This is a genomic window from Rothia halotolerans, from assembly GCF_004136635.1.
Taxonomy (GTDB): Bacteria; Actinomycetota; Actinomycetes; order Actinomycetales; family Micrococcaceae; genus Rothia; species Rothia halotolerans.
The window spans coordinates 783,865-808,369 of record NZ_NOIU01000001.1; the positions used below are offsets into that span (position 1 = coordinate 783,865).

Consider the following 24,505-nt stretch of genomic DNA (forward strand, 5'->3'; position numbering starts at 1 on the left):
TCAGCGGCCGCCGACCCGCACGGCCCCGCGGACCCGGGCCTGCTCGACCCCCGCCATCGCGTCCAGCGAGGCGTCCGCGATGGGCAGCAGGTGCGCGTCGACCCACGTCTCCCCCGCCGCGGAGCGGGTCCAGGAGTCCTCGACGACGAGGGCGCCCGGCACCGCGCCGTGGCACAGCACCCAGTGCGGGACGTCAAACCCCTGCATAGCTGAGAGGGAGAGGAGCAGCAGGAGGCGCTCGCCCCGGCCGAGGGCCTCCCGGACCTCCTCCGTCGAGAGCCGCGAGCGGTCGATCGGCAGCCCGGTCCGCTCGGCCTCGGCGCGGGAGACGCGCTGCAGGACCGCGCGCCACTCCCGCTCGTCCCCGGAGCAGTGGTCCAGGAGCACCGGGCCGTCCGCGTCGAGGTGGACCCCGATCCGCCGGGCGGGCCAGGCGTTCCGGACCGCGAGCCCCATGCCCACCGGCTCGCAGGCGGGGAAGTTGGTGGCCTCCCGCCACAGCCGGAGCTCCGCCTCCCGGCTGAAGACACCGGGGGCCGGCACGCTGGAGCCTGGGTCGCCGAAGGCCGGGGCCTCGTCCTGGGCGCACGCCATCATCGCCGCGGCGGCCCCGCAGGTGAAGTCGGTGCTCTGGCGATGGTAACGGGTCTCCTCCACGTCCGCGTCCACGAGCCAGCGCACGTAGCCCGACGCCGGCCCGGCGGTCTCCGCTCCGCGGTCGGGCCCGGCGCCCGCCCCGGCGGGAGCGCGCAGTGCAGCGAACCCCAGGGCGGCGGCCTCGGCGGCATCCGTCGTCCAGCCCTCCCACTTGACCTGCACCAGCCCCGAGCGCCGCGCGTCCTCCACCACCGCCTCGACGACCGCCGGAACCTCTCCCACCGCGTCCACGATCTTGACGTAGGCGGTGCCGGGGCGGGCGCTGGTCAGGGCGACGCCGAGCCAGCGCCGCCCGGCGTCGTCGGCCACGGCGAGGACCCGCGGGGCGTGGGCCGAGCGGTCCGGCTCCCGCCAGCGTCGCAGCACCTCCCCGGGGACGAGCCGCTCCAGCTCCCCTTCGGCGGGGTCGAGGGGCAGGACGACGGTCCGGCCCGGCAGGGGGTGGGGATGAGATGGCACGGCGGGCTCCTGCCGAGAGGCGACGATGGGGCGGCGCATCCCGAGGGGCCGGCGCCGGGGCGGTCCTCGCACGAGCCTATCCGGGCGACCGGCTCGCGGACCCGGCCGCGCCCCTCAGCCCCGGACCCGCCGGAAGGAGACCGCCACGACGGCCAGCGAGATCACGCACACCCCCGCGACGACGACGAGCGCGGCAGGGTAGGTGACCCCGGGCGTCAGCGCCGCCAGCAGCGTCGGGAGCAGGAACCCCGCGTACCCGAGCGAGTAGTAGACCCCGGTGACCCCCGCGAGCTCCCCGGGCTCCGCCATGCCCTGGACGATGAGCAGCCCCGCCACCAGGCACACGCCGAAGGAGATCCCCAGCACGACGGCGACCACGAAGGCCAGCACCGGGCTGGCGATCAGCGCGGCCCACGCCGCCAGCCCCATGCCGAGCACCATCCCGCCGAGGCCGAGGAACAGCGCGCGCCCGCCCGTCAGCCGGTTCAGGTAGCCCACGGTCGTCTGGGCGACGGCGCCGATGCCCAGCGTCACCACCGTCAGCGCGGTGGCGTACAGCGTCGTCCACGAGCCGATCCTCGACTCGACGACGGCGGGCATCACCGCGTACGCGACGCCGGCCGCGGCGAAGATCCACGGCGCGGCCGGCACGATGACCCACCGGAACGCGGGCTTGCCGACCGAGGGCGCCCGCAGATCCCGCCACCACGCCCCCTGGGCCCGCCGCTCCCTCGGCAGCCCCTCGGGCGCCTTGAGCAGGAGCGCCAGCGCCACCAGGCTCAGCAGAAGGTGCACCGCATAGGGCGACTGCCCCGGCCACGGCGCCCACTGGGCCACGGCCCCGGTCACCCCGGCGCCCAGCGCGAACCCCACGGTCAGCGTGAGCGAGGACCGCCGCGCCCCCGCGGTGATCCCCGCCTTCCGGTCCCAGGGCGGGAGCGAGAGCTCCTTGATCCAGCTGGAGCCCACCGACATCCCCACGCCGACGCCGACGCCGGCCATCAGCCGGCCCACGCACAGCAGGATGAACGAGTGCATGCTGCACGCCAGGATCACGCTGCCGGCCATCGCGATCAGCATCCCGGCGAGGGTGACCGAGCGCCGCCCGTGCCGGTCGGACAGCGCCGCCGCGACCAGCAGGCCGGGGATGAGGCCGAACACATACATCCCGAGCAGCAGGTTCGCCTGCCACGGCTCGTACCCGCCGACGGTCTCGTACAGGTGCAGCAGCGGGGTGAAGTGGTTGCCGCCCCAGGCCAGCAGGAAGACGGAGGGCACCGCCAGGAGCCAGCTGCGGTCGGTGCGCGCGCCGCTCACTGCGCGACCTCGTACCCGCGGTGCCCGGAGGCCATGTGCGGGTCGATGAGGGCCTCGAAGCGGACGACGTCGCCGGCCTCCACCGCCTCGGCCAGCGCCGCGTGCTCGTCCACGAAGGTCTGCAGCCGGCCGGCCGAGGAGGCGACGGCGAGGTTGGTCAGGCGCACCAGCCGCGGGCCGAAGACGCCGGCGATCTCCTCGACCGCACGGCTCCCGCCGTGGTGCATGATGGCGGCGTGGAAGGCGTAGTCCTGCATCGCGAAGGCGGCGGGGTCGCCGAGCTCCTCCCGCTGGCGGGCGAGGACCTCGCGCAGCCGGCAGGCCAGGGCGGCGCGGGCCGCGGCATCGTCGGCCACGCGGCGGACCTCGTGGGTCTCCAGCATGGAGCGCAGGTCCAGCAGCTCGCGGCGCTCGCGGGCCGTGGGAACGGTGACCGAGGCGCCCTTCTTGGGGGCGATGGAGACCAGGCCCCAGCCCTCCAGCTGGAGCATCGCCTCCCGGGCGGGGGTCCTGCTGACGCCGTGCGCCGCCGCGACCTCGGCCTCGGTGAGCAGGGCGCCGGCCTCCAGCTCGCCGCGGACGATCCGCTGGGCGACGGCGCGGGCGAGGCGGTCCGCGATGGAGCGGGGCCGCTCCTCCCCGGACCAGGGCAGGCCGATGAGAGGGCCCGTGTCTTCTTGATGCATGCATCTATGTATACATCATGAGGCTATGGAAGGGAACTCGGCGCGATTCACCCGCCCTCGATAGATCCCGCCCAGTGGGGCGGGCTTCAGGGCCACGCCAGTCACGACGCTACCGTTTTCGGTATAGTTATGACATGGCTGCTGAGACGAGATATCGACAGCTCGTGCGTGAGATCGCGCTCGATCACTACGGGTACGTCACGACGAAGGAAGCGGCCGAAGCGGGGGTGCCCGCGGTCGAGCTGCCCAAGCTGGCGGCCCGCGGCGGCCTGGAGAACGTCGCATACGGGCTGTACCGGGTGCCGGACGTCCCCGTGAGCGCTTACGACCAGTTCGCCGAGGCGCTCCTGCGCGCCGGCGAGGGAGCGTACCTCCACGGTGAATCGGTGCTCGCTCTCTTCGCGCTCGCCGACGTGAATCCGCGGCGGATCACGGTGGCCGTGCGCCGCCGTACGCGCCCGAAGCTTCCGGCGTTCCTCGAACTGACCCAGGTGAAGGGTGAGGCCCACACGACGTTCTACGAAGGCCTGGAATCCCAGCCTGTCGCCGAGGCCATCCTCGAGTGCCGTGGACGCATCGAGGCGGAGCGCCTCCTGGACGCCGCCCGGCAGGCCCGCGACGAGGGACTGCTGACCACGGCCGAATGGCACCGGGTGAGAAGGGAGCTTCGGCCATGAGCTACGCCGGGGCGCCGCCGAACGTCCGCTCCCTGGAGCAGCGCATACGGAACCTGGAGGGCAGCGACGGCCTCGCGCTGCGTCGTCGGGTGGGGATGGCGCTGGTCGTGGTGGGCCAGATGCTGCCCGAGGGCGCGGTCAAAGGCGGCAGCGCGATGGCGCTGCGCTACGGCCGTGGAACACGGTTCACCCGGGATCTCGACGCCGCGATGATCCAGCCGCTGACCCGATTCCGCAGCGCCTTCGAGGAGTCTCTCGCCGCCGGATGGGCGGGTTTCACCGGGAGACTGGTCGAGAAGGCGGCCCCACGACCGATGGCGGTGCCGCCGGCGTACGTGATGCGGCCGTTCGAGGTGAAGCTCGACTACCGAGGTCGAGCATGGTGCACGGTGAGGTTCGAGCTGGGGCACAACGAGATCAACGATGCGGCGGAGCCGGAGCACCGCATCGCCGCCGATCTCACCAGGCTCTTCACCGAGGTGGGGCTCGAAGCGCCGAAGCCCGTGCCTGTGATGCGCACCGACCACCAAGTCGCGCAGAAGCTCCACGCCCTCTCGGAGACGGGAAGCGAACGCGCGCGCGACCTCGTCGATCTCCAGATCCTCGAGAAGGGCGAGGACCTCGACGCCGCGCAGGTGGCGGTGACGTGCTCGCGGCTCTTCGACTACCGACGACGGCAGGCATGGCCTCCGGTGATCAGCGCCGGCGAGGGGTGGGGCTCTCTCTATGCAGAGGCCTCAGAAGGCCTCGACGTGCTGCCCGTCCTCGAGGAAGCCGTGGAGTGGGTCAACGAGTTCGTCCGGCACATCACGGCGGCGGGGAGCTGAACTCCGGCTTCCGCGGCACGGCCCGCCCCTCCCATCGGCTCCCGGCTTCCTCCCAGGCCTTGTCACCCACGGTCCGAAACGTCCCCCTCCCCCAGCCCCGCCAGGAACTCCCGGAGCAGCCGGCCCCCCCTCCGCGAGGCCCTCCATGAAGGGGCCGGGCCGCTCGGCCTCCTCCGCGTCGTAGGTCACGCAGTACTCGAAGCACTCGGGGTACTGCGTGTAGCTGACGCCGAATCCGCCGGGGACGCTGGGCGCGAAGGCGTAGCGGATGATCTGGGCGCAGGTGCCCAGCGAGGTCGTGGAGAGGAAGTCGGCGCGCAGCAGGGCGAGGGCCTCGTCGTCGAAGAAGGGGTCCTCGACGTCGAGCCGCCGCGAGGTCGCCTCCAGGCCGCCGAGGTGCCGGTCGACGCCGCGGCCGGTCTTGCACGCCTTGATCCACCCCCGATGGGCCTCCAGCGCGGCGACGAGATCCTCACGCCCCGCCCGCCCCTCCAGCAGGGCCCGGGCGAAGGAGGCCGCCTCGGGCGTGACGGGGCGCAGGCACTCGGTCCGCCCGGCCTGGAAGGCGCGCATGTCCACCGACTCGTACACGCTACGCAGCCGTCCGAAGGCGAGCAGCTGGGCGAGGACCATGACGAGCTGCTGCAGCGCGTCGGCGCTCATCGGGAAGGGCAGCCGCTCCTGCGGGACGCGCGGCACCCGGACCAGCTCGACGCGCAGCCGATGGGCGCGTCGTCGGTACTCCTCCAGGCTTCGCCGCAGTTCCCGGCGGATGGCCGGGTCCAGGCGCCAGAGGAGCTCCGCCGGCTCGGCGGGCTGGGTGGCGCCGGGGAGCAGGACGACGCCGTCAGGCAGGTCGGCGTCGACGGGTTGGACCACGTCGGAGGGCGAGGCGAGGCCGGCGGACGAGGCCGCGTCGTCGTCCGGCCCCGGCAGCTCCACCTCCTGCATGCGGCGGACGAGCTCCACCAGCGTCGCGCCGTCGATGGTGGAGTGCTCGGCGTGCAGGCAGGCCCAGTCGTCCCGGAGGCCGACCTCGTAGCTGATCGGCTTGGCCGCCCACACCCGGCCGGGGTCGAAGGCCAGCGCCCGCAGGTGCTCCGAGGCCGCGGCGGCCCCGTCCTCCAGGGAGACCGTGAAGAGCAGGTCCGCGAGCCGCTGGTAGGTCCGGGCGTTGGAGGGGTCGGAGAGGATGCGCTCCAGCGGGGCGGCGAGCTCGCCGCTGCCCAGGTAGGAGAGGTCCGCGAAGCCCATCCCGGGTTCCTCGGTGGCGGCCGCCGGATCGGGTTCCTCGGTGACGCCCACCGGATCGGGATCCACGGCAGCGGCCGCCGACTCCCCCGGGCCCTCGCCGGCCGCGTCCGGCTCAGAAGGGGCCGGAGCCGCCCCCACCGCGAGGACCCGCCGCAGCCCGTCCGCCAGAAGCCGGGGGCCCGGTGGCAGGCCGGCGTCGTCGCTGATCGCCAGGACGTGGAGGCGGCCGCGGTGCAGGACCCCGATCTCGCGGCGGGCGGCGCCGAGCTCGCAGGACAGGAAGACGTCCCGGCCGGCCCGCGGGTGCCGGACCCCGCCGTTGAGCGCCGCCCATTGCTCCCGGGAGAGCTCGGTGCCGCGGGCGTCGACCTCCGGGACGGTCCGCCCGGCGGCCTGCTCCAGGTGCACGACGGCGGCCCGGTGCACGATCTCGGCGGCGCGCTCGACGCCGCACGTCTCGCTCCCGATGTTGAGCTGGAAGGAGACGTTGCCGCCCAGCGTGAGCGGTCCGCGGTCCTCCATGTACGCGGCGAGCCACGCCTCCGAGAGCCAGCTGCGGCCGGCGTCGTCCTCCCGGCGGGCGAAGACCTCGAGGGCCTCCTGGAGCTCGACGCCGCGACCGCGCCGGAATTCCTCGGCGGCCCGCCGGGAGCGTTCCAGGGTCTCCTCGTCCACGATCGCGGAGGCGGCGCGGAGGAATCGGCCGAGGGTCTCGTCGAGGCCGGGGACCGGCAGGGGCGCGGGGGTCATGGCGATCCTTTCGACAGGACGAGTTGCTGCCCATTCTGCCGGATCGGACGGCGCTGCGCGTGTCTTGCGTCACCATGTGACCGGGACGCGGGATCGGAGGGGAACGGCTGCCGGCACGCTTCTGCACCTCAGGCGGGGATGAGCCGGTCCGTCGGCAGCGGCAGGGCGACCCGCCGGGTGAGGTCGAGGACCTTGGCCACGCCGGCCTCAGCATCCTCCAGGACGCGCGTGACGACGACGTCGTCTCGGCGGACCTCCACGATGCCGACGGCGACCTCTCTCCCGTCCTCGAGCCGGAGCCGCCAGCTCTGGGCCAGGAAGCCCAACCCCACCTCGTCGAGAGTCCGCTCGGCCGCGTCGAGGTCCGAGGGCTCGCCGCGGCGCCGGTGCAGGCGGTCGAAGGGGACGAAGCCGCCGCCCTCGGTCATGCCGATGTAGCCCACGTGCTCGCGGTCCTCGGAGCGCAGGTGGTCGAAGACGGTGGTCATCTCCGTCAGGGTGGGGCCGTCCGGCGTAGCGTGCTTCATGGTTGCAACCTAGCAGGAGACGGATCGACGGGACGGCACCGGCGAGGCGCCCGCCGCTCAGTAGTTGGTCACAGCCCCCACCGCAGCCGAGCGCACGAGCTTCGCGAACTTGCCCAGCACCCCGTGCAGGCGCGGGTTCTCCGGGATCGCCCACTCCGCCTTCCGCCGGGCCATCTCCTCCTCGGGGATCTCGACGTCGATCGTCCGCCCGGCGATGTCCACCCGGATGGGGTCCCCGTCCTTCACGAAGGCGATGGGACCGCCGTCCACGGCCTCGGGCGCCACGTGCCCGATGCACAGCCCGGTCGAGCCGCCGGAGAACCGCCCGTCGGTGATGAGCAGGACGTCCTTGCCGATCCCGGCGCCCTTGATCGCGCCGGTGATCGCGAGCATCTCCCGCATCCCCGGCCCGCCCTTGGGCCCCTCGTACCGGATGACGACGACGTCGCCCTTCTTCAGCTCCCCGTTCAGCACCGCGTCCATCGCCGGCTGCTCCTGGTCGAAGACCCGGGCGGTCCCCTCGAAGACGTCGGCGTCGAAGCCCGCGGACTTCACCACCGCGCCGTCGGGGGCGAGCGTCCCCTTCAGCACCGTGAGCCCGCCGGTGGGGTGGATCGGGTCGTTCAGGGCACGGAGGATCTTCCCGTCCGGGTCCGGCGGGTTGATGTCGGCGAGGTTCTCCGCGACGGTCCGGCCGGTCACGGTCATGCAGTCGCCCTCGAGGAGGCCGGCGTCGAGCAGGGCCTTCATGACCACGGGCACGCCGCCGATCTTGAAGACGTCGTTCATGACGTACTGCCCGAAGGGCTTGACGTTGCCCAGGTGCGGGACCTTGTCCCCGATCTTGTTGAAGTCGTCGAGGGTAAGGTCGACGCCGGCCTCGTGTGCGATCGCCATCAGGTGCAGCACCGCGTTGGTGGACCCGCCGAAGGCCATGACCACCGCGATCGCGTTGCACAGCGACTCGTAGGTGATGATGTCCCGGGTGGTGATCCCCCGGCGCAGCAAGTTGACCACGGCCTCGCCGGACTGCCGGGCGAAGAGCGTGCGGTTGCGGTGGATCGCCGGCGGCGCGGCGGAGCCGGGCAGGGACATGCCCATCGCCTCGGCCGCCGAGGCCATGGTGTTGGCGGTGTACATGCCGCCGCACGCGCCCTCGCCGGGGCACACGGCGCGCTCGATGGCGTCGACGTCGGCCTCGGTCATCTTCCCGGCGCGGCAGGCCCCGACCGCCTCGAAGGCGTCGATCAGGGTCACCTCGCGCTCGCTGCCGTCGGAGAGCTTGGCGGTGCCCGGCATGATCGAGCCGTTGTAGAGGAACACGCTGGACAGGCCCAGGCGGGCGGCGGCCATGAGCATGCCCGGGATCGACTTGTCGCAGCCGGCCATGAGCACCGAGCCGTCCAGCCGCTCGGCGCCGAAGACGGTCTCCACCGAGTCGGTGATGACCTCGCGGCTGACCAGCGAGTAGTGCATGCCCTCGTGACCCATCGAGATGCCGTCGGAGACGGAGATCGTGCCGAACTCCAGCGGGTAGCCGCCGGCCGCGTGCACGCCCTCCTTGGCGAAGCCCGCGAGCTTCTCCAGGGTGAGGTTGCAGGGGGTGATCTCGTTCCAGGAGGAGGCGACGCCGATCTGCGGCTTCCCCCAGTCCTCGTCCCCCATGCCGACGGCGCGGAGCATGCCGCGCGCGGCCGCCCGCTCGAGGCCGTCGGTCACGTCGCGCGACCGCGGCTTGATGTCCACTCCGGGCTTCACCTCAGGATTGCTGCTCATGCATGCAGTCTATGACCGGAACGACGTCGTGCACATCACGTCCCCGGCGCGCCGGGGCCTCGCCGTCTCGCGAGGACGCCGCAGCAGCATCTCCTCGCCCCGCGAGGACGCCGTCACAGGAAGGGCTCGGCGGTGCGCATGCCCCGGCGGGAGCGCCTCCTGGCCACCGAGTCCCGCACGGCCTGCCGCTGGTTCTCGTGGAGGATGACCGTGGACTTGATGACCATCTCGCTGTTCACCGGCAGCACCACGACGTCGTAGGAGAGCTGGTTGACGACGTCGCGCAGCACGCCCCGCAGCCGCTCCTCGCGCCGGCAGCCCACGGCGTCCACCACGAGGATCAGGACGTCGGTGCGCTGCTCGAGCAGCGCCTCCCTCACCTCGTCCAGCAGACGCCTGCGGAACCGGGAGTAGGCGAGGATCCCCTCCCGATCCGGGATGCGGTACACCGCGAGGGAGAAGGTCCCCTCCTCCTCGACCGCATCGATCTCACGGTCCCACGGACCCAGCAGATGCCGAGCATCACCGAACACCACGACGCGCATGATTTTCCACTTTCCACCACAAGAAACGGCTTCGAGCTTCAGTCCCATCCGGACATGACTCCTGAAAAGAGTACCGTCCAGACGGTACACCTCAAGACGCTACCCCATTTTCAGGCGAAGGCCCAGGCCAGGGGTACTGGGAGTGCTCACGGCGTTGCCGAGCCAAGCCAAGCCGAGCCAAGCCAAGCCAAGCCAAGCCAAGCCAAGCCAAGCCAAGCCAAGGGATCGTACCGCAGCCGCCGTCCGGAGCGAGGACCGCGCGAGGCCCGGCTCCGCCGTAAGCAGCACGGCGTCGGAGGCTCCCGGCGGATCTTACCGCTCGACGTCGGTCTCCCGCAGCGTGGTCTGCACGACGCGGCCGCTCTCCCAGGAGTTCGCCCCGGGCGCGACGTCGGGGGTGGGGATGTCGGCGCGCCGCTCGCGGTTGCGCGGCGTCGAGACCCCGACCCTGCGGTCCCGCTCCCGCACGAGCTCCTCGCGGGCCTGGCCGTCCTCGGTGAAGCCCATCATCAGCTGCGGGATGCCGTACGGGAAGTCGTCGAGGTCGTACTGCCAGGTGTGGAAGGTCTTGCCGTAGGTCTTCACCAGGTCCTCGAAGTACGCGTGCTCGGCGATCTCCGGCACGCCCGGGGCGGTGAGGAGCCCGGACTTGATCTCGTAGTGGTGGCTGTGCCAGAGCCGCTTCTCCTCCTCGGGAAGGCTGCGGAACCGCTCCTCGCTGATGATGTACTCGATGCCGATCAGGCGGGCGTCGGGCGCGTTCCGGTCGAAGATCACGCACTGGTGGAGGTCGTGCCGCAGGTGGATACAGAAGTGCGAGGCCTGGACCTGCCGCCCCGTCTCGTCGGCGTACATGTGCAGGCCGTCGAGGTAGGTGCTCATGGCACCCAGCGGGTACTTCCGCTGCAGCAGCGTCGAGCCCAGGTCCAGCACCCGGTGCTTCCAGGGGTGGCCCCTGCTCGCCCGCGCGGTCCTCGCCACGGTGCGCCCCACAAGCGCCGCGGCCGTCGCTCCGATCCCTACGGCGAGACCGGTTCCGAAGTTTCTGAAGTCAACTGGTTCCATCACCTCACCCTACGCGGGGAGAGTCCGGGGTTGAACCCCTGGGAGGGGCTGATCAGGAGGCGTCCTCCGTTCCCGCCTCGCGCGCCGCCCGGACCGTCAGCGCCGCCTGGATGAGGGCGAGGTGGCTCAGCCCCTGGGGCAGGTTCCCCCAGAAGCCGCCGTCCTCGGCCGAGATCATCTCCGCGAGGAGCCCGACGTCGTTGGTCGCCGCCACCAGCTCCTCCATCGCCTCTTCCGCCTCCTTCAGCCGGCCGACCTCGGTCAGGGCCGCCACCCGCCAGAAGGCGCACGCCACGAAGGTGTGCTCTTCCTCCTGCATCCCCGAGTAGCGGTAGAGGAGCGGTCCGGCGCCGAGCTCCTCGGTGATCGCGTCGATCGTCGAGGACATCCGCTGCGAGCGGTCGAACCCGCTGCGGGCGTGGAGGAGGACCGAGACGTCCAGCGCCTCCGTGTCCGGGTGCATCACGTAGGCCTGCCGCCGCTCGGACCAGCAGTTGCTCTCCACCCACGCGCGGATGCGGCCCCGCTCGCTGTCCCAGCGGTGGACCGGACCGGGGATGTGGCCGTTCTCCGCCAGGTAGGAGGCGTCCTGCAGGGCCTGCCAGCAGCCCATCTTGGAGGAGGTGTAGTGATGCTCCTCCGGCAGCTCCCACATCCCGGCGTCGGGCCGGTGCCAGAGGTCGCAGACCTGGTCGGCGATCGAGGCGAGCAGGCGCCCGGTCTCGATGTCGAGCACGTGGCCGCCCTCGACGTAGGTGCGGGCGATGGAGAGGAGATCGCCGTAGACCCCCAGCTGCAGCTGGCCCTGGGCCCGGTTGCCGGTGACCACCGGGCCGATGCCGCGCCAACCCGGGGCGTCCTGCTCCACCTGGTCCAGGCACGTGCCGCCGTGGAGGCTGTACATGACCTCGACCTCGGGGCCGCGCTCCCGGACGGTCCGCAGGATCCAGGAGATCGCCGCGTGCGTCTCCCCGCGCAGGCCGAAGCCGTCGAGGGCCTTGACCGTGTAGGCCAGGTCCCTCACCCAGGCGTAGCGGTAGTCCCAGTTCTTGCCGCCGGCGGAGCTCTCGGGCAGGGAGGTCGTCGCGGCGGCGGCCACGGCGCCGGTGGGGCCGTAGATGAGCAGCTTCAAGGTCAGGGCGCTGCGCTTGACGGCGTCGGCCCACGGCCCGTGGTAGGTGAACTCCTCGGACCACTCCCGCCAGGTGCCGAGGGTGCCCTCGATGCAGCGGCGCTGGACGATCTCTGGGTCGGCGACGTAGAGGGGCTCGTGCTCCGTGGCGGTGAGGACCAGCAGGTGCTCCGAGCCGGGCGAGGTGCGCAGCTCTCCGCGCAGGGCGACGTCGTGCAGGGCCTTCTCGTCCACCGGCTGCGGGCCGTGCTCGAGGCCGGTGAGGGCGATGCTGACGCCGTCGCAGCGCAGGACCTCCCGGTCGCCGACGAGGTCCACCCACGGGGAGGAGGAGCCGAGCGCCGTGCCGGGCGCCACCGTCCAGGTGAAGTCCACCTCGCCGGTGAGCCCCTCGACCCGGCGGGCGAGCTCGACCCACGGCAGCTGCCCGCCGATGTCCAGGTTCATCGAGTCGGTGACCCGCGCCGTGCCGGTGGAGGTGGTGTAGGTGGTCTGCAGGACGTTGGTGCCGGGGACGTACTCCCGGCTGGCCGAGAGCTCGCCGGCCGGGGCCAGGGAGAGCTCTCCCCCGTACTCCGGGTCCAGGATGCCGGCGAAGACGGGCTTGCCCTCCAGCGTCGGCAGCGGCAGCCAGTCGATGTCGCCGCCGCGGCTGATCAGCGCCACGGTCTGGCCGTCCCCGATCGCCGCGTAGTCCCGCAGCGGGCGTTCGTTGCTCGGCGTCGTCGATGTGTTCATGGGGAACCTCTCTCCACGTCCTGCGGGGCTCCGCGGCCTGCGGGCGTTCTCTTAGTCGTCTCCGGGGGGCTCAGAGAGCGCGGCCGGAGGGCTGGCCCGTACTCGACCCCCTGCTCAGCGGCTCCCGTCAGACTCTACGAGAGGACATGTCAGGCCCGCGCCACCGCCCGCGAATCACGCGCAATAGGCCGTCACGGTATGCGCGGTGAGCGATCCCGGGCGCCCGATAGAAGGCCCTGGAAGGGTGCTGTAGTACTGTTCGATCCCATCCCCCGGAGGGGCTGCGAGCACGAGCTTCCGCACGGGCGGGAATCCAGCGGATCCCTTGAGAAGGCGCCCTCGCCGAGACACCCGCCCCTCACTCGAAGACGATCACCTGCCGCACGACCCGAGCGTCCGCGAGCGCGTCCATCGCCTCGTTGATCTGGTCCAGGGTGATCGTCGAGGAGACCAGCTCCTCCACCGCGAGCTCGCCCCTGCGCCACAGGTCCTCGTACCGGGGGATGTCCCGCGAGGGCACCGCCGAGCCCAGGTAGCTCCCCACCACAGTCCGCGCCTCGGAGGTCAGGACCACCGGGTGGATCACGGACTCGGCGTCGGGGCTCGGCAGGCCGACGGTCACGGTCCTCCCGCCCACCGCCGTCGCCTCGAAGGCGGTCTCGAAGGCCCTGGGGTGCCCGGCGGCCTCGATCACCAGGTCCGCCCTGCTCCCCTGCTCGGCCACCTGCGCGGGGGTGTACGCCTCGTCGGCCCCGAGCTCGCGGGCCCGGGAGAGCTTCTCCTCCTGCGCGTCCACGCCGATGACCCTCCCCTTCCCGAGTCCGACGGCGGTCAGCAGCGCCGCGATGCCGACGCCGCCCAGCCCCACCACCATGATCGAGTCGCCCTCCTCGGGCTGCCCGGCGTTGACGACGGCGCCACCACCGGTGAGCACGGCGCAGCCCAGGGGAGCCGCCACCTCCGGGGGAACGTCCTCGCCGATCCTGACCACGCTGGCCTGGTTCACCACGGCGTGGGTCGCGAAGGCCGAGACGCCCAGGTGGTGCAGCACGTCGGAGCCGTCGGGCCGGTGCAGGCGGATCCTCTCGCCGCCGCCCGGCAGGTACCCGGCGTTGTTGGACTCGGTGCCGCGCGAGCAGGGCAGCTTGCCGTCGGTCCTGCAGTTCTCGCACTCGCCGCAGCGCGGGAGGAACACGGTCACCACGTGGTCGCCGACCTCCAGCCCCTCGACGCCGGGGCCCACCTTCTCGACGACGCCGGCACCCTCGTGCCCGAGCGCCATCGGCAGCGGGCGGGGCCGGTTCCCGTCCACCACGGACAGGTCCGAGTGGCAGACGCCGGCCGCCGTCATCCGGAGGAGGACCTCGCCGTCCTGCGGCGGGTCCAGCTCGAGCTCCTCGATGCTCAGGGGCGCGGAGTCGGCGAAAGGGCGCTCGGCTTCCATGGTGGTGAGGACGGCTGCGCGGATCTTCACGGCGCGCTCCTTCCGGGAGGCTCTGGGGGTCTGGTTATGTCGTCCGTCCAGCCTATGCCTCGTCCGGATGCCGGACGAGGCGGGTAGACATCCCGAGCGGAGGGGACCGACACGCGATAAGCTCCTGGCCAGCTCCCTGAGGTAGAAGAATCTTGCTCTTCAGGCTCACGCCAAAGTCATACTCATACTCTTAAAACTGACGCTGTCGTTGTCACTTCTGAGGTGTGTCCCCGGAGTTACAGGCCTAAACGGTAAAGAGTGCTCCTGTGGCCCTGGCCGCCGCTCATCGCCACGACGCCCTCGGCAAGGGGCAACGCCAGAGCATAGCGAACTTGACCGGAGTTCAGCCCTGTCCGGGCAGCAAGATCCTTGAGAGCTATAGGGCCATGGTCCCGGAGCGTTGCCAGTATCCGCTCTTCATGGACCGTCGGGGCAGAGCTCTTCGGGACGATCTCATCCTCAGTGTCGCTGGGGCCAGGTTCGGACATCACCGGAGTGGACAGCGCAGGCTCTACGGGCCGCCAGAGCAGGGCTTTGAACTGAACGCCGGTATCGACCAGCTGCGGTCGCGGCAGCTGGTGAGCCTGCGCGGCCCTGAACACCTCCCTCAGACCGCCGCCCTCTCCCTCGATGATCGAGGCCCCATCCGGCGTCTTCAGCTTCTTCGCCATCTGGTACAACCTCTGATTGACCGCGGCCTGTGCATGATCATCGCTTTCGAGCTGGGATAGCGACACTCCACGCAACCCACCAGGACTCAGGATCATCAGGTTCCGGGGCGTCAGACGAAGCTGAATCCCCTTGCCCATGCCCAGGGTATTCGGCCCGAGGTCTCTGTGAACGAGCGCGTTCGCGATGAGCTCTCGAACAGCATGCAGGGGCAATTCGGTCAGCGACTCCAAGTGTCCATCATCGCGGTAACGCTGAAGGGTTCCGAGGTTCTGCCGAACCCAGTCCATGATCTCCTCAAGCAGGACGGGCACTGGCCCCGTGAAATCCTCAAGATTTCTACTACGGGCGAGGCCTTCCCCACCTTGCAGCTGCACGGCCGCTGTCACAGTCAGCCCCGGGTAATGTCCCTGTGGGTATGCTCCGAGGGCGTAGAGACCCGCAAGACTCGGCTCGCCCTGTGCGGTGAGCACACTGGTCATACGGAGGATGTCCGAATCACCGTATTGGCGCAGGCGGGCGTCCCGATCTCGGGCGGTCCCCAGGTACGAAGAGACCAGCTCGGGCACCAGATCCGCCTCAGATCGGCCGCGAGCCGGCTGTAGATCATAGTCAACCTGTTCATCCGCGTGCAGTTTGGCGACTTCGATCATGCGGATCTCGTGCTCCTGCATGACATAGTCGCCGTCAGACTGTCGAAGGTACGACTTACCGCCCACTGCCGCAGGTCTGTCCATCATGCGCAACGGCGTTACATGAGCAACCAGAACGTCAGCCTTCCCCAAGACGAAGCGCTGGCACTCGATCTGTGGGGATGGCGAGACGGACGACCTGGCCATGGCGACGAGCCCCGCCTCCATCTCGGCGAAGTCCTCGATGCCAATCGGTTCGAAGTTTCCCGAGGCTTCGTCCACGCCCAGAATGACAGTGCCCCATTGGGCATGTTGGCGAAGGCGCAGAGCGTGTCAGCCAGCCGGGGAAGACCCCCAGCCGCTCGTTTCACCTCGATGGAAGTGGTGTCCCCTCGACGGGCCCGCATATCGGCGAGGACCGACTGCAGATGTTCCTCATCCCAGCTCATGCCGTCAGAGTACTACTGAAACTGCGAAAACCTCACTGTGAATATCAGTTTGAATAACAGTTTGTCCCCTCGGACACCTTGGCACCCGCCTCAGCGTCGCTACGCAAGATCGACCGCCCCTCGAAGGCTTATCGAGATCCGCGCCCCCTTCGACTACCACCGCAGGAAAACGGCGCGCGCTCCTGGGAAGTTCCGGGAAGATCTATACAACGAAAAAACTCCCCGGCCAGAACCCTGGCCGGGGAGTTTCCTTGGTGCGCGAGGGGGGAGTTGAACCCCCACGCCCTCTCGGGCACACGGACCTGAACCGTGCGCGTCTGCCTATTCCGCCACTCGCGCAAGTGGACTCCGCTCGCCCGCCTCGTTCGGCGATGCTCGCGGAAAGCAACGCTGATAATCATAACCACGTCGTCGCGCGCCTGTCTAATCGGCGGCTCCGTGTCCTCCGCCACGCATTGATGCCTCTCCCAGAAACCCCCTCTACTATCCTTAGGATCGAGCACGTCCACGCCCGCACGCAGAACAGGAGGCAGCCCTTGGGACTCATGGACAACATCGAGCGCGGCCTCGAGAAGGCTGTGCGCGGCGTCTTCACCGCGGGCTCCCGGAACCGGATCGAGCCGGTGGACCTCGCGAGCCGCCTGCGGGCGGAGATGGACAACAAGTCCTACGTCATCGCCGAGGGCCGCACCCTGGCCCCCAACGTCTTCACCATCGAGTTCTCGGAGACCGACTTCCCGCGCGCCCAGGACTGGGGGGAGAACCTCGCCGAGGAGCTGTGCGACGTCGCCATCCGGCACGCCCGCTCCCAGGGCTACACCCTGCGCGGCGCGGTCCGGGTGACCTTCACCCGCTCCCGCACCGAGGACCTGCGGCCCGGCGAGTTCCTGGTCATCTCGACGCAGGAGCGCACCCCCCGCAACCCCGCCCGGGGCCGCGCCGGGCAGGGCGCCGAGGCCCCCGCGCCGTCGACGGTCTCCTCCCCCATCGCCCACCAGGCCACGCACGCGCCCGGCTCCGGGACCCGCGGCGAGGACCGCGGGCTGCGGGAGCCCGCCGGGTACGAGGCCGGCGTCGCCCCCTCCGCCGCACCCGCCGCCGCGGCGGCCGCCTCCAGCACCTCGCTGCCCACCGGCTCCTCCCGCCTGACGACGCCGCGCGCCCGCCCCGGCTCCGGCGCCCGCCGCGAGCCGGCTGCGGACCTGCGCCCCGTCCTGGACATCAACGGCCAGCGGTTCTCCCTGCAGGCCGCCTCGATCGTCCTGGGCCGCTCCTCCGAGGCAGACATCACCATCGAGGACACCGGCGTCTCCCGGCGCCACCTGGAGATCCTCACCCAGGACGGCGTGCACCTCGCCGTGGACCTCGGCTCGACCAACGGCTCGACGGTGGACGGGACGCGCCTGAACGGCCGGCGCGAGCTGGTGGACGGTTCGGTCATTACAATGGGGCGCACCAAGATCACCTTCCGCCTTCTGGCCCCGAGGAGTAGCAGCTGATGGCATCTGAACTGACGGTGACCCTGTTGCGCTTCGGGTTCCTCGCGCTGCTGTGGGTCTTCGTATTCGTGATCCTCGCGGCGCAGCGCCGCGATCTGGGCATCAACCAGATCCTCCGCTTCAACTCGCTGCCCGGCAGGGGCCGGCGGGGCGCGGCGCAGAGCACCGCCAGCGGGCAGCAGAAGCAGGCCCCGAGCGCTCCCCAGCGCCCCGGCCAGCTGGTCATCGTCGACGGGCCCGAGTCCGGCACCACCATCCGCCTGGGCGACACGCCGGTCCTGCTGGGACGGGCCCAGGACTGCACGCTGACCCTCCACGACGACTACTGCTCGGGGCACCACGCCCGGCTCTTCCCGCAGGGCTCGCGCTGGTTCCTCGAGGACCTCGGCTCCACCAACGGCACCTTCGTCCACGGCGAGCGGCTGAGCCGGGCGACCCTGGTCGAGCCCGGCACCCCCTTCAGCGTCGGCCGCACCGTCATGGAGCTGAGGGCCTGATCCGATGAGCATCGCCTTTCGCTACGCAGCCCGCTCGGACACCGGGCGCGTGCGCAGCAAGAACGACGACTCCGCCTACACGGGCCGCTACCTCGCCGTCGTCGCCGACGGGATGGGCGGCCACGTGGGGGGCAACGTCGCCTCGGCGTCGACGGTCCTGGACCTCACGCCGCTGGACCGCCCCGGCTACGGAGGCACCGCGGGCACCTTCCTGGCCGACGAGATCCAGACGGCCAACATCATCCTGAACCAGCTGGTGCGGCTCAACCCCCTGCTGGCCGGCATGGGCACCACCTGCACGGCGCTGCTGGTCGACGGCGACGAGCTCGAGCTCGCGCACATCGGCGACTCCCGCGCCTACCGGCTGCGGGGGGACTCCTTCGAGCAGATGAGCACGGACCACACCTTCGTGCAGCGCCTCGTCGAGGAGGGCCGGATCCGCCCCGAGGAGGCGGAGACCCACCCCCACAAGAACGTGATCATGCGGGTCCTGGGGGACACCGACGCCTCGCCCGAGCTCGAGCTCCGGCGCGTGGACGCCCAGGCCGGCGACCGCTGGCTGCTGTGCTCGGACGGCCTCTCCGGCGTGGTGGATGACCGCACCATCGAGGCGGTCATGAAGTCCACCGAGGACCTCCAGGAGATCTGCGAGACCCTGGTCGACCTGACGCTGGACCGCGGCGCGCCGGACAACGTGACCATCGCCGTGGTGGAGATCGCGCCCGAGGCCGAGGTCATCGCCACCCCCACCAGCAAGCTCGCCGCCGTGGGGGCCGCGCCGGGTCCGGGGAGCACGGCGGACGACGCCGAGCCCTGGGCCGTCACGCGCCCGCAGGACGCCGCCGAGGCCTCGCGCCGCACCGCCGACGCGACGCCGTACCCCGAGGAGGCGGGCGCGGAGGGCCCCGGGGAGGACCGCCCGGCAGCCGCCGACCCCGAGAGCGAGGAGGCCTCGCCGGCCGGCTCCCGCTCCGGGGAGGCCCCGCAGGCCGGTGCGCGTTCCGAGGCGGACGAGGCCGCCGCACCGGACCCCGGTGACGACGACGGCGCCGAGGACTCCGAGCCCCCGCCCCCCGGCGGGACCCCGGACGGCCCGGCACTGGCCACCCCCCGCCGCGTGGCCCCCTGGCGCCGCCGCCTCCCCCGCACCGAGGAGGACGCCGCCCGCCACCTGATCCATCACGGCGCCTGGCGCGGCGACTCCTTCTCCGACGGCGTGCTCAACGCGATGACCCAGCGCTCCGGCATCGACCTCGAGGACGCCGAGGAGCAGGAGCAGAGCTCGGCGGCCGTGCTGCGCAACGAGCTCGACGTCCGCCCCCACCGCCTGGTCGGGGCGGCGGAGGCGGCGACCCACACCGGCGCCATCCCCACCGTGACCGACTCGACCCTGCAGCGCCGCGCCACGATGACCGAGACCACCAAGGTCACGGTCGGCGCCAACGACGAGCTCCCCGAGGAGCTGCTCGAGGAGCTCGAGGACCCGCCGCGCAAGCAGCGCATCGGCCTGACGCTGTTCATCTGGACCTTCATCGTGGTCCTGCTGGCCGGCGTCGTCTGGGCCTCGCTGGCCTGGATCAACACCCAGTACTACGTCGGGGAGAGCGACGGCTACGTAGCCGTCTACCGCGGCGTCAACCAGTCCGTGGGCCCGGTGCACCTGAGCAGCGTCGAGGAGCGGACGGACACCGAGGTCTCCGAGCTGCCCGAGTTCTCCCAGACCCGGGTGGACAACGGCATCGTCGCCTCCTCCCTGGAGGACGCCCAGCGGATCGTCTCGGACCTGAACCTCGGCGCGGAGGGCGAGGCATCCCCCTCGCCCGCGCCCCAGGGCACCGTCTCCGAGGCGCCCCAGACCACCCCGGGAGGTGACGGCTCATGACGCCGAAGACCCGCGACGACGTCCGCCCGCAGCCCCCCGAGGCCGGCGGGGCGCACCAGGCCGCCCAGGAGCCGGCGCCGGTCCCGCGCGCCCGCCGCCTGATCGAGCTGTTCCTGCTGGTCATCGCCTGGGTGATCGGCATCGGGGCCATGTGCATGGTCGACGTCGAGCTCGCCGCCGAGCTCGACTCCCGGATCGTCATGGCGGCCGCCTCCCTGATCGTCGGCTCCCTGATCATCCACGTGATCCTGCACGTCAAGGCCCGCTACGCCGACCCGTTCATCCTGCCCGTGGCGGTGGCCCTGAACGGCATCGGGCTGGCCATGATCTACCGGATCGACCTGACCACCGAGAACGGCGTCGCACCCTCGCAGACGGCCTGGACCGCCGTCGCCATGCTCGCCTGCGCGGCCTGCGTCTGGTTCCTGAAGGACCACCGGGTGCTGCGCCGGATCACCTACATCAGCCTCGCGGCGTCGATCCTCCTCCTGCTGCTGCCCCTCACACCGGGACTCGGGACCGAGATCAACGGCGCCCGGATCTGGATCTCCCTGGGCGGGCGCACCTTCCAGCCCGGCGAGGTCGCTAAGATCACCCTGGCCGTCTTCTTCGCCGGCTACCTCTCGGCCAACCGCGACCTCATCCTGCTGGCCGGACGCCGCATCGGCCGGATCCGCCTGCCGCGCTTCCGCGACTTCGCCCCGATGTTCGTGGCCTGGCTGGTGAGCATCGGCGTGCTCGTCCTGCAGCGCGACCTCGGCTCCGCGATCCTGTTCTTCGGCCTGTTCCTGGCCATGATCTACCTCGCGACCAACAACCTCACCTGGGTCGTCATCGGCCTGCTCCTGGTGCTGGTGGGCGGGATCTTCGCCTACACCACCATGAGCCACGTGACCCTGCGCATCGACTCCTGGCTGGGGGCCTTCGAGCCGGAGGTCTACAACCAGGAGTTCGGCGGCTCGGGGCAGATCGTCCAGGGGCTCTTCGGCCTCGCCTCGGGCGGGCTGTTCGGCCGCGGCCTGGGCGCCGGCCGGCCGGACCTGGTGGCCTTCTCCAACTCGGACATGATCATCACCTCGATCGGCGAGGAGCTGGGCCTGCTGGGCCTCGGCGCGATCCTGATGCTGTTCCTGGTGCTGGTCTCCCGCGGGCTGCGGGCCGCGCTCGGCACCCCGGACGCCTTCGGCAAGCTGCTGGGGGCGGGGCTGTCCGCCGTGCTCGTGCTGCAGCTGTTCGTGGTGGTCGGCGGCGTCACGCGGCTGATCCCGCTGACCGGCCTGACGACGCCGTTCATGTCCGCCGGCGGCTCCTCGCTGCTGGCCAACTGGGTGATCGTGGGCCTGCTGCTGGCCATCTCCCACTCGGCCCGCTCGCCGCGGGTCGTCGGCGAGGAGTCGCCGGAGGAGGGGGCCGGCGGCGGCAGCGCCCCCACGCCGTCCTCCCTGCCCGCCGCGGACGACCCCGGCGCCACGGCAGCGATCTCGCGACTGGGCGCCGGCCGGCGCGAGGAATCCGCCCCTTCCCCGTCCTCTGAAGGAGGTCGCTCGTGAACCAAGCCATCCGACGCACCTGGCTGGCCGCCGCGGGCGTGTTCATCCTCCTCATCGGCTCGCTGACCTACGTGCAGTTCTTCCGCGCGAACGCGCTGGACGAGAACCCCTGGAACAGCCGCCAGCTCTACGACAAGTACGGCTCCGCGCGCGGCTCGATCCTGGTGGACGGCACCGAGATCGCCTACTCCGAGCCCTCCAACGACGGCTTCAACTACCAGCGCATGTACGACCAGTCCGAGCAGTACGCGGGCCTGACCGGCTACTTCTCGATGGTCTACGGGGGCACCGGCCTGGAGCAGGCGATGAACGACGAGCTCTCCGGCGACTCCGACGCGCAGTTCTACGACAGGATCGCCCAGATCTTCTCCGACGGCGAGGCCCACGGCGCCTCCGTGGAGCTGACCCTCGACGGCGAGCTCCAGCAGCTGGCCACCGGCCTCCTGGAGGGCCACAAGGGCTCCATCGTGGCGATGGACCCCAAGACCGGCGAGGTCCTCGCGATGGCCTCCAGCCCCTCCTACGACGCCAACTCCCTGGCCTCCCACGACTCGACGTCGGTGATCGAGGCGTACTCGCAGCTGAACTCGAACCCCGACCGCCCGCTGTCCAACCGGGCGATCTCCGGGGACCTCTACTCCCCCGGCTCGACCTTCAAGATCATCGACGCCGTCGCGGCCCTGGAGTCCGGGAAGTACGACGCCGACTCCACCCTGGACAACCCCCAGAACCTGCCGCTGCCGGGCACCGACATCTCCCTGCCCAACTACGTGGAGGGCAGCTGCCAGTCCCGCACCTCGGCCACCATCGAGTGGGCCCTGGAACAGTCCTGCAACACCCCCTTCGCACAGATCGCGATGGACCTCGGACAGGATAAGATCTCAGAGACAGCTAGCAACTTCGGCTACGGCCAGGACATGGACATCCCGCTCTCGGTCACCCCCTCGTCCTTCCCCCAGGACATGAACCAGTCGGAGCTGGCTCTGGCCTCGATCGGGCAGTACGACGTCCGGACCACCCCCCTGCAGGTGGCCATGATGTCGTCCGCCATCGCCAACGACGGCGTGCAGATGAAGCCGAACCTGGTCCGGACGGTCCGCTCGAACAGCCTGAACACGCTCTACGAGTTCTCGGCCGAACAGGCCCGGCGCTCCACGAGCGAGGACGTGGCCCACCAGGTCAGGGACTGGATGGTCAACGACGTGGACAACGGCATCGCCTCCGGCGCCGCCGTCGGCGGGACCCAGGTGGCCGGGAAGACGGGGACGGCGGAGGTGGGCTCCGACGGCCTGAACGACGCGTGGTTCACGGGATTCGCCCCGGCGGACGACCCGCAGGTCGCAGTTGCTATTGTCTATGAAGATGTAGATGCGGCTACCGGTGCTCAACTGACGAGTCCCGGCGCCCGGCAGATTTTTGAGGCGGTGTTGAACAAGTGAGGCCCTCATCATCCACGACCCTCGGGGGTCGCTACGGGCTGACCGAACGCATCGCCGTCGGCGGCATGGGCGAGGTCTGGAAGGCGAAGGACAAGGTCCTGGGCCGCGTCGTCGCCGTGAAGATCCTCAAGGAGGAGTACACGGGCGACCCGGGGTTCCTGGAGCGCTTCCGTGCCGAGGCGCGCCACACCGCGCTGCTGAACCACCCGGGCGTCGCCAACGTGTTCGACTACGGCGAGGAGGACGGCTCGGCCTACCTGGTCATGGAGCTGGTGCCCGGCGAGCCGCTGTCCAACATCATCGAGCGGGAGAAGACCCTGCCCGCCGACAGGACGCTGAACATCATCGCCCAGACCGCCCGGGCGCTGGCCGCCGCGCACGCCCAGGGCCTGGTCCACCGCGACGTCAAGCCCGGCAACATCATGATCACCCCGGACAACCGGGTGAAGGTCACCGACTTCGGCATCGCCCGGCTCGCGGACCAGGTCCCGCTGACCGCGACCGGCCAGGTGATGGGCACCGCCCAGTACCTCGCGCCCGAGCAGGCCACGGGGCAGACCGCGACCGCGTCCTCGGACCTCTACTCGCTGGGCGTCATCGGCTACGAGTGCCTCGCGGGCAAGCGGCCCTTCACCGGGGAGTCGCAGATCGCGATCGCCCTGGCGCAGGTCAACGACCCGCCCCCGCCGCTGCCCAAGACCGTGCCGGTGGCCGCGCAGGCGATGATCATGTGCCTGCTGTCCAAGGACCCGGCGCAGCGCCCCGCCAACGCCACCACGCTGGCCTCGGCGATCGACGCGATGCGCCGCAACGACCTCAAGGCGGCGGTCAAGGCCGTCCCGGCCCTCTCGACCTACCTGCCGATCAGCGCCGACGAGGACCAGACGCAGGCCCTCACCGCGCCCACCGAGGCCATCGGCTCCGACGCGACGGCCACCAGGTCCTTCGGCTCGGGCGCGGCGACGGGTCAGCAGACCCAGCCCACCACCTCGACCCTGCCCGCCCTGGACGAGGAGCCCCGTTCCCTGAAGTACCAGGGCGACTATGCCTCGGACTCGGACGGCGAGGGCAGGCGCAAGGGCGGCGCGTGGCGCTGGATCGTCCCGCTGATCGTGCTGCTGCTGGCCATCGGCGGCGGCATCTGGTGGATCGTCGCCTCGGACGCCTTCGGCAGCGGGCAGGAGCAGTCCTCGCCCGGGACCGTCACCTCGGCGAGCCCCAGTGCCTCGGAGTCCCCGAGCAGCGACCCCAGCGCCTCCGGGCAGACCGTCACGGTCGACGCCGCGGCCTACCAGGGCCGTCCCCTGGACGCGGTGGTCTCCGAGCTCTCGGACCTGGGGCTGCGCGTCAGCTCCGAGGGCGAGGACTCGGAGCAGGACGAGAACACCGTGCTGGACGTCTCCCCCACGGGCGAGATCGCCGTGGGCTCGCAGGTCACGGTCTCCTACTCCACCGGTCCCGAGTCCGTCACCCTGCCCGGCTCGATGGTCGGCCGGGACGCCGACGCGGTGATCGACGAGATCACCGAGCTCGGCGTCAACGTGACCCGCCACCAGCAGTCCTCGGACGAGTACCCCGCCGGCCAGGTCATCCGCACCTCCCCCGACTCCGGGACCCGCGTCTCGGTGGGCTCCAACGTGGACGTCTACGTTTCCACCGGCTCCGGGTCCGGCGGCGGCTCCTCGCCCTCGCCCTCGTCCTCCTCCGGCGGCGGCTCGACGCCGTCCTCCGCCCCCTCCTCGTCCTCCGGCGGCAACGGCGGCGGCAGCTCGCCCGCCCCGACCCAGGACTCCGGCGGCTCCGGCCAGGGCTCGACCAACGCCGGCGGCGACCCCGCCCCGGCCGAGTCCGGCTCCCCCGAGTCCGGATCCTCGGACTCCGACGCCGCCCAGCAGGCCGAGGGCGGGCAGTCGGGCGCCCAGCAGCCCGGCAGCCAGCAGGCTGACGGTCCGCAGCAGGCCGACCCCGCCCCGCGGGGCCAGACGGGCACCGACGGGTAACAGG

Annotated in this window: 19 protein-coding genes and 1 tRNA gene; 8 read left to right on the forward strand and 12 right to left on the reverse strand. The window is 71.3% G+C overall.

Features of this window, described 5'->3' with window-relative positions; translation table 11 throughout:
- The 3 genes from EWV39_RS03625 to EWV39_RS03635 form a co-directional block, all read right to left on the reverse strand.
- Entirely contained in the window at positions 1 to 1,116 is a 1,116-nt protein-coding gene (locus EWV39_RS03625; protein ID WP_238147992.1) for a peptidase C39 family protein, read from the reverse strand.
- Between the two features lie 114 nt (positions 1,117 to 1,230).
- Positions 1,231 to 2,433: an MFS transporter gene (locus tag EWV39_RS03630; RefSeq protein WP_129656900.1), complete on the reverse strand. Its 1,203-nt coding sequence runs from the start codon at positions 2,431 to 2,433 to the stop codon at positions 1,231 to 1,233.
- Positions 2,430 to 3,119 (reverse strand): GntR family transcriptional regulator, encoded by a 690-nt coding sequence (locus EWV39_RS03635; RefSeq protein WP_129656901.1) that lies wholly within the window; start codon positions 3,117 to 3,119, stop codon positions 2,430 to 2,432. The genes EWV39_RS03630 and EWV39_RS03635 overlap by 4 nt, the downstream gene beginning before the upstream one ends.
- 134 nt (positions 3,120 to 3,253) lie before the next feature.
- Between EWV39_RS03635 and EWV39_RS03640 the strand changes: the two genes are divergently transcribed.
- Both EWV39_RS03640 and EWV39_RS03645 read left to right on the forward strand, forming a co-directional pair.
- A complete protein-coding gene (locus EWV39_RS03640) occupies positions 3,254 to 3,796 on the forward strand; it encodes a type IV toxin-antitoxin system AbiEi family antitoxin domain-containing protein (RefSeq protein ID WP_129656902.1) in 543 nt (180 codons plus the stop codon).
- The gene (locus EWV39_RS03645) at positions 3,793 to 4,623 is read left to right on the forward strand and encodes a nucleotidyl transferase AbiEii/AbiGii toxin family protein (RefSeq protein WP_129656903.1); all 831 of its coding nucleotides are present in this window, start codon (positions 3,793 to 3,795) and stop codon (positions 4,621 to 4,623) included. The genes EWV39_RS03640 and EWV39_RS03645 overlap by 4 nt, the downstream gene beginning before the upstream one ends.
- Here EWV39_RS03645 and EWV39_RS03650 read toward each other — a convergent pair.
- The 9 genes from EWV39_RS03650 to EWV39_RS03690 form a co-directional block, all read right to left on the reverse strand.
- On the reverse strand, positions 4,534 to 6,627 hold the full coding sequence (locus tag EWV39_RS03650; RefSeq protein WP_129656904.1) for a choline/carnitine O-acyltransferase: 2,094 nt from the start codon (positions 6,625 to 6,627) through the stop codon (positions 4,534 to 4,536). The genes EWV39_RS03645 and EWV39_RS03650 overlap by 90 nt on opposite strands.
- Positions 6,628 to 6,755: 128 nt before the next feature.
- A complete protein-coding gene (locus EWV39_RS03655) occupies positions 6,756 to 7,154 on the reverse strand; it encodes a serine/threonine protein phosphatase (protein WP_238147994.1) in 399 nt (132 codons plus the stop codon).
- A 57-nt stretch (positions 7,155 to 7,211) separates the two neighbouring features.
- Complete coding sequence (gene ilvD / locus EWV39_RS03660) at positions 7,212 to 8,930, reverse strand: dihydroxy-acid dehydratase (protein ID WP_129656905.1); 1,719 nt, start codon at positions 8,928 to 8,930, stop codon at positions 7,212 to 7,214.
- Between the two features lie 113 nt (positions 8,931 to 9,043).
- On the reverse strand, positions 9,044 to 9,475 hold the full coding sequence (locus EWV39_RS03665; RefSeq protein WP_129656906.1) for a hypothetical protein: 432 nt from the start codon (positions 9,473 to 9,475) through the stop codon (positions 9,044 to 9,046).
- A 312-nt stretch (positions 9,476 to 9,787) separates the two neighbouring features.
- A complete protein-coding gene (locus EWV39_RS03670) occupies positions 9,788 to 10,456 on the reverse strand; it encodes an OBAP family protein (RefSeq protein WP_238147995.1) in 669 nt (222 codons plus the stop codon).
- Positions 10,457 to 10,592: 136 nt separating this feature from the next.
- Positions 10,593 to 12,410 (reverse strand): glycoside hydrolase family 15 protein, encoded by a 1,818-nt coding sequence (locus EWV39_RS03675; RefSeq protein ID WP_129656908.1) that lies wholly within the window; start codon positions 12,408 to 12,410, stop codon positions 10,593 to 10,595.
- Between the two features lie 358 nt (positions 12,411 to 12,768).
- Complete coding sequence (locus tag EWV39_RS03680; protein ID WP_129656909.1) at positions 12,769 to 13,884, reverse strand: alcohol dehydrogenase catalytic domain-containing protein; 1,116 nt, start codon at positions 13,882 to 13,884, stop codon at positions 12,769 to 12,771.
- 236 nt (positions 13,885 to 14,120) lie between these two features.
- Complete coding sequence (locus tag EWV39_RS03685) at positions 14,121 to 15,467, reverse strand: ATP-binding protein (RefSeq protein WP_238147996.1); 1,347 nt, start codon at positions 15,465 to 15,467, stop codon at positions 14,121 to 14,123.
- Positions 15,468 to 15,886: 419 nt separating this feature from the next.
- Positions 15,887 to 15,973, reverse strand: a tRNA-Leu gene (locus EWV39_RS03690).
- A gap of 206 nt (positions 15,974 to 16,179) precedes the next feature.
- Between EWV39_RS03690 and EWV39_RS03695 the strand changes: the two genes are divergently transcribed.
- From EWV39_RS03695 to EWV39_RS03720, 6 genes are read left to right on the forward strand one after another with little or no spacing between them, the layout of a single operon-like run.
- On the forward strand, positions 16,180 to 17,133 hold the full coding sequence (locus EWV39_RS03695; protein WP_129657373.1) for an FhaA domain-containing protein: 954 nt from the start codon (positions 16,180 to 16,182) through the stop codon (positions 17,131 to 17,133).
- Positions 17,133 to 17,630 carry an FHA domain-containing protein FhaB/FipA gene (locus EWV39_RS03700; RefSeq protein ID WP_129656910.1) on the forward strand — a complete coding sequence of 166 codons (498 nt, stop codon included), beginning with the start codon at positions 17,133 to 17,135 and terminating at the stop codon, positions 17,628 to 17,630. The genes EWV39_RS03695 and EWV39_RS03700 overlap by 1 nt, the downstream gene beginning before the upstream one ends.
- Before the next feature lie 4 nt (positions 17,631 to 17,634).
- Positions 17,635 to 19,512: a protein phosphatase 2C domain-containing protein gene (locus EWV39_RS14075; RefSeq protein ID WP_238147997.1), complete on the forward strand. Its 1,878-nt coding sequence runs from the start codon at positions 17,635 to 17,637 to the stop codon at positions 19,510 to 19,512.
- The gene (locus EWV39_RS03710) at positions 19,509 to 21,062 is read left to right on the forward strand and encodes an FtsW/RodA/SpoVE family cell cycle protein (protein ID WP_129656911.1); all 1,554 of its coding nucleotides are present in this window, start codon (positions 19,509 to 19,511) and stop codon (positions 21,060 to 21,062) included. Before EWV39_RS14075 ends, EWV39_RS03710 begins: the two co-directional genes overlap by 4 nt.
- Positions 21,059 to 22,501 carry a peptidoglycan D,D-transpeptidase FtsI family protein gene (locus EWV39_RS03715; RefSeq protein WP_129656912.1) on the forward strand — a complete coding sequence of 481 codons (1,443 nt, stop codon included), beginning with the start codon at positions 21,059 to 21,061 and terminating at the stop codon, positions 22,499 to 22,501. The genes EWV39_RS03710 and EWV39_RS03715 overlap by 4 nt, the downstream gene beginning before the upstream one ends.
- A complete protein-coding gene (locus EWV39_RS03720) occupies positions 22,498 to 24,501 on the forward strand; it encodes a protein kinase domain-containing protein (RefSeq protein WP_129656913.1) in 2,004 nt (667 codons plus the stop codon). Before EWV39_RS03715 ends, EWV39_RS03720 begins: the two co-directional genes overlap by 4 nt.
- Positions 24,502 to 24,505 lie beyond the last annotated feature (4 nt).

Bases quoted from the DNA above. Each gene is read 5' to 3' on its own strand.
- EWV39_RS03635 (WP_129656901.1), bottom strand. From the start codon at position 3,119: ATGCATCAAGAAGACACGGGCCCTCTCATCGGCCTGCCCTGGTCCGGG.
- EWV39_RS03640 (WP_129656902.1), top strand. From the start codon at position 3,254: ATGGCTGCTGAGACGAGATATCGACAGCTCGTGCGTGAGATCGCGCTC.
- EWV39_RS03645 (WP_129656903.1), top strand. From the start codon at position 3,793: ATGAGCTACGCCGGGGCGCCGCCGAACGTCCGCTCCCTGGAGCAGCGC.
- EWV39_RS03650 (WP_129656904.1), bottom strand. From the start codon at position 6,627: ATGACCCCCGCGCCCCTGCCGGTCCCCGGCCTCGACGAGACCCTCGGC.
- EWV39_RS03655 (WP_238147994.1), bottom strand. From the start codon at position 7,154: ATGAAGCACGCTACGCCGGACGGCCCCACCCTGACGGAGATGACCACC.
- ilvD (WP_129656905.1), bottom strand. From the start codon at position 8,930: ATGAGCAGCAATCCTGAGGTGAAGCCCGGAGTGGACATCAAGCCGCGG.
- EWV39_RS03665 (WP_129656906.1), bottom strand. From the start codon at position 9,475: ATGCGCGTCGTGGTGTTCGGTGATGCTCGGCATCTGCTGGGTCCGTGG.
- EWV39_RS03675 (WP_129656908.1), bottom strand. From the start codon at position 12,410: ATGAACACATCGACGACGCCGAGCAACGAACGCCCGCTGCGGGACTAC.
- EWV39_RS03695 (WP_129657373.1), top strand. From the start codon at position 16,180: ATGGACAACATCGAGCGCGGCCTCGAGAAGGCTGTGCGCGGCGTCTTC.
- EWV39_RS03700 (WP_129656910.1), top strand. From the start codon at position 17,133: ATGGCATCTGAACTGACGGTGACCCTGTTGCGCTTCGGGTTCCTCGCG.
- EWV39_RS14075 (WP_238147997.1), top strand. From the start codon at position 17,635: ATGAGCATCGCCTTTCGCTACGCAGCCCGCTCGGACACCGGGCGCGTG.
- EWV39_RS03710 (WP_129656911.1), top strand. From the start codon at position 19,509: ATGACGCCGAAGACCCGCGACGACGTCCGCCCGCAGCCCCCCGAGGCC.